The organism is Delftia sp. UME58, assembly GCF_014170385.1.
In the GTDB taxonomy this organism is placed as follows: Bacteria; Pseudomonadota; Gammaproteobacteria; order Burkholderiales; family Burkholderiaceae_C; genus Comamonas; species Comamonas acidovorans.
Window position 1 is genome coordinate 1 of sequence record NZ_LZZV01000071.1, and the last position, 13,796, is coordinate 13,796.

Genomic DNA, 13,796 nt, shown 5'->3' on the forward strand with positions numbered 1-13,796 from the left:
GCTATCAGAACGCGCTGGCCGAGCGCGTCAACGGGATCTTGAAGATGGAGTTCCTGCTGCATCGGCCTGCCGATCTGGCCCAGGCCAGCCGGATGGTCCAGCAGGCCGTGCAGATCTACAACCAGGAAAGACCGCACCTGTCCCTAAAATTGAAAACGCCCGATGAGGTTCATCGGGCGTCTCTGGCCGGCTGGATTACGCCGGATCGGTGTCCTTCATAGGTGTCAACCTATGGCAGGACGGGTCACTTACTGAGTCAGCCACTGCAACCGACCTTTGAAACCGGCGCGACCAAAAAGCCAGGGACGCCGAGCAAGAGCCGCCTCGCGGCGGGGGCGCCTAGCCGAGGGCGTCGTCCCCCTCCCCCGCAAAGCGGGTAGAGAGGCGCCGTGCAACGAGGGGGAAGCGGCGTAAGCCGCTCAGGGGGTGAGCCTCTTGATGAGGCTGGAGGTATCCCAGCGCCTGCCGCCCATCTGCTGCACATCGGCATAGAACTGGTCCACCAGGGCCGTGACGGGCAAACGGGCTCCATTGCGCTGTGCCTCGGCCAGCACCAGGCCCAGGTCCTTGCGCATCCAGTCCACGGCAAAGCCGAAGTCGAACTTGCCTTCGGCCATGGTGCGACCGCGGTTGTCCATCTGCCAGCTCTGGGCTGCGCCCTTGCCGATGACATCGAGCACGCTGGGAATGTCCAGGCCCGCGCGCTGGCCGAAGGCGATGGCCTCGGACAGGCCCTGGACCAGGCCCGCAATGCAGATCTGGTTGACCATCTTGGTGAGCTGGCCGGCGCCGCTGTCGCCCATCAGCGTGCAGGCGCGCGAGAAGGCCATGGCCACGGGCTGCATGGTGGCGAAGGCGGCCTGGTCGCCGCCGCACATCACGGTGAGCTGGCCGTTCTGGGCGCCTGCCTGGCCGCCCGAGACGGGCGCGTCGATGAACTGCAGGCCCAGTTCCAGCCCGGCCGCATGCAGCTCGCGCGCGACTTCGGCCGATGCCGTCGTGTGGTCGGCGAAGATGGCGCCGCGGCGCATGCCCGCGAAGGCGCCGTCCGGCCCCAGCACGACCGAGCGCAGGTCATCGTCATTGCCCACGCAGCTGAACACGATGTCGGCGCCAGCCACGGCCTCGCGCGGCGTGGCCGCATGGCCGCCGTTGAACTCCTCGCACCAGGCGCGGGCCTTGGCCGGCGTGCGGTTGTAGACCGTGACGCGGTGGCCCGCCGTGGCCAGGTGGCCGGCCATGGGGTAGCCCATGACGCCCAGCCCCAGGAAGGCCACGGAAAGAGGGGCGGTGTCCGCATAGCTGCGGGCGGCGATGGAGGAGTCGGACATGGAAGCAATCCTGAGAGATGGTGGGGGGCGGGTGGCGCAGGGCCGCGTCCGGCGCGGCCCTGGAAGGAGCCGGCATGCCGGCTCAGCGCACTGAAGGCGCGGTCAGGGCGTGCATGGCACGCCCCTCAGACGATGGCGAAATGCTCGGTGCCCGCCGCCAGGTCCAGCGACTTGGCGCGCTGGCTGCCCAGCTTGATCTGCAGCCGCAGGTCGTTGACCGAGTCGGCATTGCGCAGTGCATCCTCGTAGGTGACCAGGTTGGACTCGAACAGGTCGAACAGCGCCTGGTCGAAGGTCTGCATGCCCAGGTTGCGGCTCTTTTTCATGATCTCCTTGATCTCGGTGACCTCGCCCTTGAAGATCAGGTCGGAGATCAGCGGCGAGTTGAGCATCACCTCGATGGCGGCCACGCGGCCCTTGCTGTCCTGCTTGGGCAGCAGGCGCTGGGAGACCATGGCGCGCAGGTTCAGCGACAGGTCCATCAGCAGCTGCGGGCGGCGGTCCTCGGGGAAGAAGTTGACGATGCGGTCCAGCGCCTGGTTGGCGCTGTTGGCGTGCAGCGTGGCCAGGCACAGGTGGCCGGTTTCCGAGAAGGCGATGGCATGCTCCATGGTCTCGCGGTCGCGGATTTCGCCCATCAGGATCACGTCCGGCGCCTGGCGCAGGGAGTTCTTGAGCGCCGCGTCCCAGCTGTCCGTGTCCAGGCCCACTTCGCGCTGCGTGACCACGCAGTTCTTGTGCGGGTGCACGAATTCGATGGGATCCTCGATGGTCACGATGTGGCCGTAGGAGCTCTCGTTGCGCCAGTCCACCATGGCGGCCAGCGTGGTGGACTTGCCCGAACCCGTGGCGCCGACCAGGATGCACAGGCCGCGCTTGGTCATGGCCACCTCCTTGAGCACCTGGGGCACGCCCAGGCTGTCGATGGTGGGCAGGGCCAGCGGAATCGTCCGCATCACCATGCCCACGCGGCCCTGCTGGATGAAGGCATTGACGCGAAAGCGCCCTATGCCCGGCGGCGAGATGGCGAAATTGCACTCCTTGGTGCGCTCGAAATCGGCGATCTGCTTGTCGCTCATGACCGAGCGCGCCAGCGTCAGCGTGTGCACGGGCGACAGCGGCTGCGGCGACACCTTGGTGATGCGCCCGTCGATCTTGATCGCCGGCGGGAATTCCGCCGTGATGAACAAGTCGCTGCCGTTGCGGCTGACCATGAGCTTGAGCAGGTCGTTGATGAACTTGGTGGCCTGATCTCTTTCCATTGCCGTATTCCCCCGGGCATTGCGCGCCGTTGTGGCGCGCAGGTTGTTTTGTTATTTGCAGGTAGGCCGGTCCGGCCCGCAGGGGCCAGGCGTCCTCATATTCAACTCACTCACTGTCTATGTGTGCTGCTCTTCGCCCAGGCGCACGCTGATGGCGCGCAGCCGGAACGAGAGCTTGCGCGCCAGCAGCGCCATCAGCTTGGCGGCCAGCGCGGCGTCCTTGACCATCATCTCGTCCAGCGCCTCGGCGCCGAGCACGCCGATCTCGCAGTCGGTCAGCGTGGTGCAGCTGGAAAAGCGCGGCCCGCCGTCCAGCAGGGACATCTCGCCCAGGATGTCGCCGGGCCGCGTCTGCGCCAGGCGCATGCGCTCGCCCCAGGGCTGCTGGCGCTCCACGGCGATCTGGCCGGACAGCACCACGGCCATGAAGCTGCCGTTCTCCTCCTGGCGGATCACGTCGCGCTGCGGTGCCACGGCCGCGTAGATGAAGTATTCACTGAGCCGCTGCAGGCTGGCCGCGTCCAGCTGGCCCAGGTAGCGGTCGCGCGACCACAGCTGCTCCAGCTGGCCGCCGCCGCCGCGCGGCAGCCGCGTGGCGCCGACCTCGATGGCGCGGGCCTCCCAGGGAACGGGCGGCGTATGCGGGTCCAGAAAGCCATGCGCCGCCAGCGTGGTCGTGAAGAACGCCGACTCGGTAGCCGGGGCCGAAGCCTCCTGGCCGTTTTTCAGCATGCGGAAAATGCTTTTCATGGCGCGTGGCGCAAGGCGGTAGGGGGAGGGCTCAGCCCGGGAAGTTCTCCGGTATCTTGGCCTTGGCGCGGGCTTCCGCGGGGCTGATCAGGTTGCGCCGCACCAGGTCGGTCAGGTTCTGGTCCAGCGTCTGCATGCCCACATTCTGACTCGTCTGGATGGTGGAGTACATCTGGGCCACCTTGGCCTCGCGGATCAGGTTGCGGATGGCGCTGGTGCCCAGCATGATTTCGTGGGCGGCAATGCGGCCCTGGCCGTCCTTGGTCTTGCACAGCGTCTGCGAGATCACGGCCTGCAGCGATTCGGAGAGCATGGCGCGCACCATCTCCTTTTCCTCGGCGGGGAACACGTCGATGATGCGGTCGATGGTCTTGGCGGCGCTGGAGGTGTGCAGGGTGCCGAAGACCAGGTGGCCCGTCTCGGCCGCAGTCATGGCCAGGCGGATGGTTTCCAGGTCACGCATTTCGCCCACCAGGATGGCGTCCGGGTCCTCGCGCAGCGCCGAGCGCAGGGCGGCCGAGAACGACTGCGTCATCGGGCCGACCTCGCGCTGGTTGATCAGGCACTTCTTGGAGTCGTGCACGAATTCAATGGGGTCCTCCACCGTCAGGATGTGCCCGTACTCGGTCTCGTTGAGGTGGTTGACCATGCCGGCCAGCGTGGTGGACTTGCCCGAGCCCGTGGGCCCCGTCACCAGCACCAGGCCGCGAGGCTTCAGCGCCAGGTCGGCGAAGATGCGCGGCGCGTTGAGCTGCTCCAGCGTCAGGATCTTGCTGGGAATGGTACGGAAGACGGCGGCCGCACCCCGGTACTGGTTGAAGGCGTTGACCCGGAAGCGCGCCAGGCCCTCGATCTCGAACGAGAAGTCCACCTCAAGGAACTCCTCGTAGGCCTTGCGCTGGGAGTCGGTCATGATGTCGTAGACCATGGCGTGGACGGTCTTGTGGTCCAGCGGATCGACATTGATGCGGCGCACGTCGCCGTGCACGCGGATCATCGGCGGCAGCCCCGCGGACAGGTGCAGGTCGGAGGCCTTGTTCTTGACGCTGAAAGCCAGCAATTGGGTGATGTCCACGGAGTTCGCTCCCTCGTTTGGTACGCTGGCGGCAATTATGACGACGATTGAAAACAAGCTTCAACAGATTCACGAACGGATTGCCTCGGCCTGCGCGCAGGCGGGCCGGGCGGCCGGCTCGGTGCAATTGCTGTCCGTCTCCAAGACCTTCGGCGCCGACGCCGTGCGCGAGGCCGTGCTGGCCGGCGAGCGCAGCTTTGGCGAGAACTACATCCAGGAGGGCGTGGACAAGATCGCTGCCGTGCGCGCCATGGCCCTGCCGGGCGGCGAGGCCCTGCAATGGCATTGCATAGGTCCCATCCAGAGCAACAAGACGCGCCTGGTGGCCGAGCATTTCGACTGGGCCCAGACCGTGGACCGCCTGAAGATCGCCGAGCGCCTGTCGGCCCAGCGCCCCGAGGGCCTGGCGCCGCTGCAGGTCTGCATCCAGCTGAATGTGGATGGCGGCGAGACCAAGGCCGGCGTGGCGCCGCAGCAGGCGCTGGAGCTGGCCGCCGCCATCGTGCAGCTGCCGCGCCTGGTGCTGCGCGGCGTGATGAGCATTCCCGACGATGCGCCGGGCTTCGAGGCCCAGCGCGAGGTGCATGCCCGCGCCACCGCCGTCTTCGCGCAGATCCGCGCCAGCGGCCTGCCGGGGCTGGAGCGCCTCGACACGATATCCATGGGGATGACGGGCGATCTGGAAGCGGCCGTGGCCGCCGGATCGACCATGGTGCGCGTGGGCAGCGGTATCTTCGGCCAACGAAACTACGCCCCGCGCTGAGCGGGGCGTAGCTGGCGGGATATTCAGCCTCAGCGGCTGCCGGGCCGCTTCATCTGACAATCGGTGGGCAGTTCTACCTGCTCGGGCGTGTAGACGGCATCGGTGCGAAAACCGTAGCTCGTGCCTTCCCAGCCGGCCTTGACCAGCTTGCCGTCCACGGGCGCGATGGTATTGACCACCTGGGGCAGCAACAGCTGGTGGTCCTTGCCGCGCATGCGCACGGGGCCGACCACGGTGTCCATCTGCAAATCCTCCATGGCCAGCGCGATCTTCACGGGCTCGGTGGACCGTGCCTTGGCCATGGCGGCGGCCAGCATGCGCGGCACCAGGTCCATGCGCGGGGCCAGGAAGTCCTTGCCCATGCGGGCCTTGTATTCCTGGGCGCGGGCGTCGGCCAGCGGGCGGCCGGCCTGGCCAGGGTGCCATTCGGCCACCCAGGTCAGCTGTCCGATGCGGGTCTGGGCGAAGGATGTCACCGTGCCCGGCATGCCGCCCGCGCTGTGGTTGAAGTAGCGCAGTTCATAGCCCGAGTCGGCGGCCGACTTGAGCAGCAGGGTCAGGTCCTGCCCCCAGTTGCCCGTGATCACCGAGTCCGCACCCGTTTCCTTGATCTTGGCCACATAGGGCGCGAAGTCCTTGACCCGGCCTATGGGGTGGAGCATCTCGCCCGTGAACTGGATGTCGGGCCGGGCCGCGCTCACCATCTGGCGCCCGTAGGCCGCCCACTGCTTGCCGTGGGCGTAGTCCTGGTTGAGCAGGTAGACCTTGCGGATGCCCGGCTGGGTCTTGATGTAGCTGGCAATCGCCTGCATGCGCATGGCGGTGTTGGCATCGAACATGAAGTGCCAGAAGCTGCAGGCCTTGCCCGTCAGCTCGGGGTCGATGGAGGAGTGGTTGAGCACCAGCACCTCCTTGCCCGGATTGCGCTGGTTGTGGCGCGAGGCTGCCTGCACCAGGGCCGCCACCACCGAAGAGCCCGAACCTCCCGTCACCACCACGCGCGCGCCCTGGTCGATGGCCGCCTGCAGCGCGGCCTGGCTTTCCTGGGCCGAGAGCTTGCTGTCGAACTGCAGCAGCTGCAGCTTCGCGCCGTTGAACAGGCCGCCCTTGGCGTTCACGTCCTCGACCGCGTACTGCACGTGGTCGCGCATCAGCTCGCCCGTGCTGACGAAGGGGCCGGACAGCGGGTCGATGAAGGCGATCTTGAAGGTCTCGCCGCCCTGGGCGTGGGCGGCCGTGCTGCACAGCAGGGCGGCGGCGAGAACGATGGATGGCCGGGAAAAGCGGCGTACGGGCATGTCTTGTCTCCTCGAAGGAATGGTCGTCAGTCCTTGCCGGGCGGCTCGGCACGGGGCCGGCTGCGCCGTGCAGGCGTTTTTTTCGCGGGGGATGCGGCAATGGCTACGGGCGCGGTGGCTGGCGCCGTGCGCAGGCCCAGCACGCGGCTGGCCAGCTCGGTCAGCTCGGCCACCATCTCGGCCGTGCCCAGGCGGCCGCCGGGGCGGTACCAGTTGTAGAGAAAGCCCGGCAGGCTGCAGGCGGCCTGGGCGGTGATGCGTGTCTCGCGGAAATCGAGATGGCCGCTGGCGCGGCCTTCTTCGAGCAGCGCGCAGAACTGGCGGTAGAACTGGCGCGCCAGCGTGCGCGAGGCCTTCATGTACGCAGGGCTGAAGGCCTGGGGCTCGCGGTAGGGAAAGAAGGCCGCCGGATAGTGGGCAATGGTGGCCGCGATCAGGCGCTGCAGGCCGTCCACGGCCTTCTCGTGCGCGGCGCGTGGATCGTCGGCCGCGAAGTCCAGCACCGTGAAGCAGGCCTCGGTGGGTGCCCAGCACAGGGTCTCGAAGATCTCCTGCTTGTTGCGGAAGTAGTAGTAGACGAAGGGCTTGGTCACGCCCAGGGCCTGGACGATCTGCTCCATCGTGGTGTTGGCGTAGCCGTTGCGGTCGAACAGGGCCTCGGCTGCCTTGAGGATGCGTTCGCGCTTTTCATCGGAGCCGGCCGTGGGAAGGCGCTGGCGGCCGCGCGGGGTGACAGGGGGCTTGGGCATGCGGGAAATCTCGTGTCGCGTCGGTGGCTGCGATGGTTATACCGATGGGTAGCAATGTTCTACCAGCGGGTATATATTGGCAAGCCGCTGGACCCCAAAACAAATCAAGGCTATCCCTAAGAGCGACTACGCCCCCTGAGTCGCTTCGCGCCTTCCCCCTCTCTCGCTTTGCGGGAGGGGGACGACACCCTCGCTGCGGGGCGGCCCTTGCTCGGTGTCCCTGTGCTGGGCCGCGCCTGATTTATGGGTTGGAGGCGATACGCCGAGCAACGTGCAATAAATAGAGCCAAGGAGACAAGCATGGCGGATTCCGAAACCCTCATTCCCCTGCATGAGGCCCTGCGCCGCAATGCGCGCAACCACCCCGGCCGCGACGCCTACATCTGGTATGGCCGCCACATCAGCTGGGCCGAGATGGATGCGGCCAGCGACGCCTTTGCCGCGCGGCTGCAGGCGCTGGGCGTGGGCCGGGGCGAGCCCGTGGCGCTGTTCATGAACAACTGCCCGCAGTACATCGTGGCGCACTACGGCATCCAGAAGATCGGCGCCATCGTCTGCCCCTGCGGGCCGCTGAACAAGGAGCATGAGCTGCAATACCAGCTCGATGACCTCAAGGCCCGCGTCATCGTCGCGGCCGATGTGCTGCTGCCCGTGGTGGACAAGGTGCGCGCCAGCACGGCGCTCAGTCATGTGCTGGCCGTGCGTTATGGCGACTGGCTTCCTGAATCGGCCACGCTGGCGCTGCCGCCCGAACTGCAGGCCCCCGTGCAGCCGCTGCCCGAGGGCGTGGAATCGTTCTGGGATGTCATGCACAGCGGCGCCAAGCCCGTGCCCGTCGATGTCGCCATGGACGATGTCTCGCTGATGACCTATACCTCGGGCACGACGGGACTGCCCAAGGGCGCCATGCTCAGCTACGGCAACGCGGCCAGCAAGACGGCCGGGGCCTCCAGCGCCACGGGCGTGAATGCCGGGGACATGCTGCTGGCCGTGGCGCCGCTCTATCACATTGCCGGCATGTCCATGGGCGTGAACATGCCTGTGCACAGCGGCGCCACCTGTGTTGTGCTGCACCGCTTCGACCCGCTGGCCGTGGCCCAGGCCCTGGAGCGCTACCGAGTGACCTGGTGGTACAGCATCGCGCCCATGAACGTGGCCGTGATGCAGCTGCCGGGCGTGGAGGCCATGGACTTTTCCGCGCTGCGCCGCAACACCGTGACCAGCTTCGGCATTTCCTACACCGAGGAGCTGGCGCGGCAGTGGAAGCGCTTCACCCCGAACTGCATCTCCAGCGAGGCGGCCTATGGTCTGAGCGAGACCCACACCATGGACACCTCCATGCCCGGCGAAGCCATCCGCTGGGGCACGCACGGCAAGCCGCTGCCCGGCAACGAGGTGCGCATCATCGACCCCGAGACCGGCGAGCCGCTACCGGCCGGCGAAGTGGGCGAGATCACCATCCGCGGCCCCGGCAACTTCAAGGGCTACTGGAACAAGCCCGAGGCCACGGCCAAGACCCTGAAGAACGGCTGGGTGCACACGGGCGACATGGGCCGCATCGACGCCGACGGCTACCTGACCTTCATCGGCCGCTTCAAGGAAATGATCAAGGTCTCAGGCTACAGCGTCTTCCCCGAGGAGGTGGAGGCCATCCTCATCAAGCACCCGGCCGTGGCCCAGGCCGCCGTGATCGGCGTGCCCGACCCGCAAAAGGGCGAGGTCGTGCGCGCCTTCATCGTCACGCGGCCGGGCCAGCAGATCGCGGCCGAGGACCTGGTGCAGTGGTCGCGCGAGAACATGGCCAGCTACAAGGCGCCGCGCGAGGTGCGTTTCATCGAGGCGCTGCCCGCCACCGGCGCGGGCAAGGTGCTGCGTCGCTTGCTGCGCGATCAATGAGAAAGACCGAAGTCCCATGTTCCAGAAGATCCTGATTGCCAACCGCGGCGAGATCGCGCTGCGCATCGTGCGCGCGCTGCGCGAGCTGGGCGTGCCCAGCCTGGCGGTCCATGCCGCGGACGATGCGCAGGCGCCCCATGTATCCGCTGCCGATGCGGCCGTGCCCTTGGGCGCCAGCGGCCCCTCGGCCTACCTTGACGGCGCCCACCTGCTGCGCATTGCGCGCGAGCACGGCTGCGACGGCATCCATCCCGGCTACGGCTTTCTCAGCGAGAACGCGGGCTTTGCCCAGGCCTGTGCCGATGCGGGCCTGCGCTTCATCGGCCCCACGCCGGAGCACCTGGCACTGCTGGGCGACAAGGCACGCGCACGCGATCTGGCGCGCCGCTGCGGCGTGCCGCTGATGCCGGGCAGCAGCGAGGCCGTTACGCTGGAACAGGCCCAGGCCTTCTTCGAGGCGCAGCAGGCCGGGGGCGCAAGCGGCATCATGGTCAAGGCCATCGGCGGTGGCGGCGGGCGCGGCATGCGCGCCGTGGCGCGCGCCGAGGACCTGCCTGCCGCCTACGAGCGCTGCCGCAGCGAGGCACGTGCCGCCTTCGGCGTGGACGGCGTCTATGTGGAGCGGCTGATGACGGGCGCACGCCATATCGAGGTACAGATCCTGGGCGACGGCGGCGCAGGCCCCATCGCGCTGGGCGAGCGCGAATGCACGCTGCAGCGGCGCTTCCAGAAGCTGGTGGAGATCGCGCCCAGCCCCAGCCTGGCGCAGCCGCTGCGCGAGCGCATCACGCGCGACGCGCTGCGCATGGCGGCCGAGATCGGCTACGAGAGCCTGGGCACCTTCGAGTTCCTGGTCGATGCCGCCTCCGACTCCCTGCCCTATGTGTTCATCGAGGCCAACCCGCGCCTGCAGGTGGAGCACACCATCACCGAGGAAGTCTTCGGCATCGACCTGGTGCAGGCCCAGATCCGCATTGCGGCGGGCGATCACCTGGGCGAGCTGGGCCTGGATGCCAGGACGCCGCCCGCGCCGCGCGGCTATGCCATGCAGTGGCGCATCAATGCCGAGACGCTGGATGCCGCAGGCCAGTCGCGCCCCGGCAGCGGCCTCATAGGCACACTGCTGTGGCCGGCCGGGCCCGGCATCCGCATCGACACGCATGCGGTCGCGGGCACCAGTCCCTCGCCGCACTACGACACGCTGCTGGCCAAGCTCATCGTGCACAGCAGCGCGCCGCGCTTTGAAGACGTGCTGCGCCGCGCGCGCCGCGCGCTGGCCGAATGCCGCATCGACGGCCTGGCCACCAACCTGCCGCTGCTGCAGGCGCTGGCCCGGCGGCCCGAGATGGCGTCGCAGGCCGTGCATACACGCTGGCTTGAAGAGGCCCTTCCCGAGTTGGTGGCGGACGCCCAGGCGCTGGCCGAAGGCGCGCGCCGCACGGATGTGGCCGCCGAGGTTCCGGCGGCGGCCGGGGCTGCTGGCGCGCCCGTCCCCGAAGGCGCCATCACGGCCCCCATGCCCGCGCGCATCGTGCAGTGGAGCGTGGCCTTGGGCGATGCCGTGGCCGCAGGCGCCGAGCTGGGCGTGCTCGAAGCCATGAAGATGGAGCATGTGCTGCTGGCGCCGCAGGCCGGCACCATCGCGCAACTGCTGGCCGAGGCCGGTGCCTATGTGGCCCAGGACCAGCCCCTGCTGGTGCTGGCCGCCGCCGAAGGCGTGCAGGCCGACGCACGCGCGCAGCAGTCCGCACAGGACCCCGACCACATCCGTGCCGACCTGCGCCGCGTCATCGACCGCCATGCCTTCACGCTGGACACCGCCCGGCCCGAGGCCATGGCCAAGCGCCATGCCCAGGGCAGCCGCAGTGCGCGCGAGAACATTGCCGACCTTTGCGATGAGGGCAGCTTCATCGAATACGGCGCGCTGGCCATCGCCGCGCAGACACGCAGGCGCAGCATGGAAGACCTGATCGCCAACACGCCGGCCGACGGCATGGTCACGGGCATGGGCTCCATCAACGGCGCGCAGTTTGGCGAGGAGCGCTCGCGCGCCGTCGTCATGTCCTATGACGCCACGGTGCTGGCGGGCACCCAGGGCGCGCGCAACCATGCCAAGACCGACCGCATGCTGGGCATTGCGCTGGCACAGAAGCTGCCCGTGGTGCTGTTCGCCGAAGGCGGCGGCGGCCGCCCCGGCGACACCGACACCCCCGTGGTCGCCGGCCTGCATGTGCACACCTTCGCCGCCTATGCGGCGCTGTCGGGCCAGGTGCCCGTGGTCGGCATCACGCACGGCCGCTGCTTCGCGGGCAACGCGGCCCTGCTGGGCTGCAGCGACGTGATCATCGCCACGCGCGCCAGCTGCATCGGTATGGGCGGGCCTGCCATGATCGAGGGTGGCGGGCTGGGCGTGTTCCGGCCCGAGCAGGTCGGCCCCAGCAGCGTGCAGCATGCCAATGGCGTGATCGACGTGCTGGTCGAGGACGAGGCCGAAGCCGTGGCCGCGGCGCGCCACTACCTGTCGTTCTTCCAGGGTCGCACGGCGGACTGGACCGCGCCCGACACGCGCGTCCTGCGCCATGTGGTGCCCGAGAACCGGCTGCGCGCCTACGACACGCGTGCGGCCATGGCGCATCTGGTGGACGAAGGCAGTCTGCTGATGCTGCGCACGGGCTTTGGCGCAGGCATCCACACGGCGCTGGCGCGCATCGAAGGCCGGCCCGTGGGGCTCATGGCCAACAACCCCTCCCATCTGGGCGGCGCCATCGATGCCGATGCGGCCGACAAGGCCGCGCGCTTCATGCAGCTTTGCAATGCCCATGGCCTGCCCATCGTGAGCCTGGTGGACACTCCCGGCTTCATGGTCGGCCCCGAGATCGAGAAGACCGCCCAGGTGCGCCATGTCAGCCGCCTGTTCGTCACCGCCGCCAAGCTGCGCGTGCCGTATTTCAGCGTGGTGCTGCGCAAGGGCTACGGCCTGGGGGCCATGGGCATGACGGCGGGCAGCTTCCATGCGCCTGTGTTCAACGTGGCCTGGCCCACGGGCGAGTTCGGTGCCATGGGTCTGGAAGGCGCCGTGCGCCTGGGCTTTCGCAAGGAACTGGAGGCCTTGCCCGAGGGCGCCGAGCGCAACGCCCTGTTCGACCGGCTGCTGGCCCAGCAGTACGCCCACGGCGAGGCCATGCACATGGCCGGCACGCTGGAGATCGACGCCGTCATCGACCCCGCCGACACGCGCGCCTGGCTGTCGCGCGGCCTGGCGGGGGCGCGCGTTGCGCCTGCCCAGGCCGGCTTCGTGGACACCTGGTAGGCCCTGAAAACGCCACGGGCGGCATGCTAAGCTGGCCGCCTTTTCGACGAACATGATGGCGGGCCTGCCGTGCAGGCCCCGCTGCCTCTGGAGACCTCCCCATGCCCGGACTTCTGCCCGATATCGATCCCGACGGCCTGCTCGAATTCTCGGTGGTCTACACCGACCGCGCGCTCAACCACATGTCCAAGCGCTTCGCGGGCGTGATGCAGGACATCCTCACCACGCTGCAGGAGGTCTACCACGCCCATACGGCCGTGCTGGTGCCGGGCAGCGGCACCTTCGGCATGGAGGCCGTGGCGCGCCAGTTCGCCAATCGCGAAAAGGTGCTCATCGTGCGCAACGGCTGGTTCAGCTACCGCTGGACCCAGATCTTCGAGGAAGGCGGCCTGGGCGGTGGCGCCGTGGTCTGCAAGGCGCGCCGCCAGGGACCGGGCAGCCAGGACCCCTGGGCGCCCTGCGCTGCCGAGGACGTGGCCGCCGCCATCCGCGCTGAAAAACCCAAGGTCGTGTTCGCCCCCCATGTGGAGACGGCCAGCGGCATCATCCTCAGCGACAGCTACCTGCGCGCCGTGGCCGATGCTGCGCACGAGGTGGGCGCGCTCTTCGTGCTGGACTGCGTGGCCTCGGGCGCCATGTGGGTGGACATGGAAAAGACCGGCGTGGACGTGCTGATCAGCGCGCCGCAAAAGGGCTGGAGCAGCTCGCCGTGCTGCGCCATGGTCATGCTCTCGCAGCGTGCGCGCGAAGCCATCGAGCACACGAAAAGCTCCAGTTTCTCCTGCGACCTCAAGAAGTGGATGCAGATCGCCGAGGGCTACGAAAAAGGCCAGCACGCCTACCACACCACCATGCCCACCGACGCCCTGGTGCGCCTGCGCGACGTGATGCTGGAGACGCGTGCCTACGGCTTCGCCAAGGTGCGCGACGAGCAGATCGCCCTGGGCGCCAAGGTGCGCGCCCTGCTGGAGTCGCGCGGCTTTCCCAGCGTGGCTGCCGAAGGCTGGAAGGCCCCCGGCGTCGTGGTCAGCTACACCACCGACCCCGGCATCCAGAGCGGCAAGAAGTTCATGGAAGCCGGCCTGCAGACCGCCTCGGGCGTTCCGCTGCAGTGCGACGAGGGCCCGGACTTCAAGACCTTCCGCATCGGCCTGTTCGGCCTGGAAAAATGGCACAACGTGGACCGCACCGTCGGCCACATCGCCAAAGCGCTGGACGACATTGGTGTAAATGGCACCCCCTGAGCGGCTGCGCCGCTTCCCCCGGGGGACGACGCCCTCGGCTAGGTGCCCCCGCCGCGAGGCGGCTCTTGCTCGGCGTCCCGCCTTCAGGCAGTGTCAGCGCTTGAGGCCGCACGGCATG

General features: G+C 68.3%; 11 protein-coding genes. 5 read left to right on the forward strand and 6 right to left on the reverse strand.

Annotated features, from left to right (window positions below; translation table 11 throughout):
- The coding region (locus tag A9976_RS18785) for an integrase core domain-containing protein (RefSeq protein WP_183017419.1) at positions 1-221 on the forward strand (221 nt) is incomplete at its 5' end.
- Positions 222-419: 198 nt separating this feature from the next.
- Here A9976_RS18785 and A9976_RS18790 read toward each other — a convergent pair.
- From A9976_RS18790 to A9976_RS18805, 4 genes are all read right to left on the reverse strand, one after another.
- The gene (locus A9976_RS18790; RefSeq protein ID WP_013804430.1) at positions 420-1,331 is read right to left on the reverse strand and encodes an NAD(P)-dependent oxidoreductase; all 912 of its coding nucleotides are present in this window, start codon (positions 1,329-1,331) and stop codon (positions 420-422) included.
- A gap of 125 nt (positions 1,332-1,456) precedes the next feature.
- Positions 1,457-2,593 (reverse strand): PilT/PilU family type 4a pilus ATPase, encoded by a 1,137-nt coding sequence (locus A9976_RS18795; RefSeq protein WP_012202997.1) that lies wholly within the window; start codon positions 2,591-2,593, stop codon positions 1,457-1,459.
- Positions 2,594-2,710: 117 nt separating this feature from the next.
- Positions 2,711-3,343, reverse strand: coding sequence for a cyclic nucleotide-binding domain-containing protein (locus A9976_RS18800; RefSeq protein WP_183020257.1), 633 nt, complete (start codon positions 3,341-3,343; stop codon positions 2,711-2,713).
- Positions 3,344-3,374: 31 nt separating this feature from the next.
- Positions 3,375-4,418 (reverse strand): type IV pilus twitching motility protein PilT, encoded by a 1,044-nt coding sequence (locus A9976_RS18805; protein WP_183020258.1) that lies wholly within the window; start codon positions 4,416-4,418, stop codon positions 3,375-3,377.
- A gap of 37 nt (positions 4,419-4,455) precedes the next feature.
- On the opposite strand from A9976_RS18805, the gene A9976_RS18810 reads away from it, so the two are divergent.
- On the forward strand, positions 4,456-5,181 hold the full coding sequence (locus A9976_RS18810; protein WP_183020259.1) for a YggS family pyridoxal phosphate-dependent enzyme: 726 nt from the start codon (positions 4,456-4,458) through the stop codon (positions 5,179-5,181).
- Positions 5,182-5,210: 29 nt separating this feature from the next.
- Here the strand turns inward: A9976_RS18810 and A9976_RS18815 are convergent, their stop codons facing one another.
- Complete coding sequence (locus A9976_RS18815) at positions 5,211-6,479, reverse strand: branched-chain amino acid ABC transporter substrate-binding protein (protein WP_183020260.1); 1,269 nt, start codon at positions 6,477-6,479, stop codon at positions 5,211-5,213.
- Positions 6,480-6,505: 26 nt separating this feature from the next.
- Positions 6,506-7,228 carry a TetR/AcrR family transcriptional regulator gene (locus A9976_RS18820; RefSeq protein ID WP_183020261.1) on the reverse strand — a complete coding sequence of 241 codons (723 nt, stop codon included), beginning with the start codon at positions 7,226-7,228 and terminating at the stop codon, positions 6,506-6,508.
- Positions 7,229-7,528: 300 nt separating this feature from the next.
- Between A9976_RS18820 and A9976_RS18825 the strand changes: the two genes are divergently transcribed.
- From A9976_RS18825 to A9976_RS18835, 3 genes are all read left to right on the forward strand, one after another.
- Complete coding sequence (locus A9976_RS18825; protein WP_183020262.1) at positions 7,529-9,124, forward strand: AMP-binding protein; 1,596 nt, start codon at positions 7,529-7,531, stop codon at positions 9,122-9,124.
- Positions 9,125-9,140: 16 nt separating this feature from the next.
- Positions 9,141-12,434, forward strand: coding sequence for a carboxyl transferase domain-containing protein (locus A9976_RS18830; RefSeq protein ID WP_183020263.1), 3,294 nt, complete (start codon positions 9,141-9,143; stop codon positions 12,432-12,434).
- A gap of 101 nt (positions 12,435-12,535) precedes the next feature.
- Positions 12,536-13,678, forward strand: coding sequence for an alanine--glyoxylate aminotransferase family protein (locus A9976_RS18835; RefSeq protein WP_183020264.1), 1,143 nt, complete (start codon positions 12,536-12,538; stop codon positions 13,676-13,678).
- Positions 13,679-13,796: the final 118 nt, after the last annotated feature.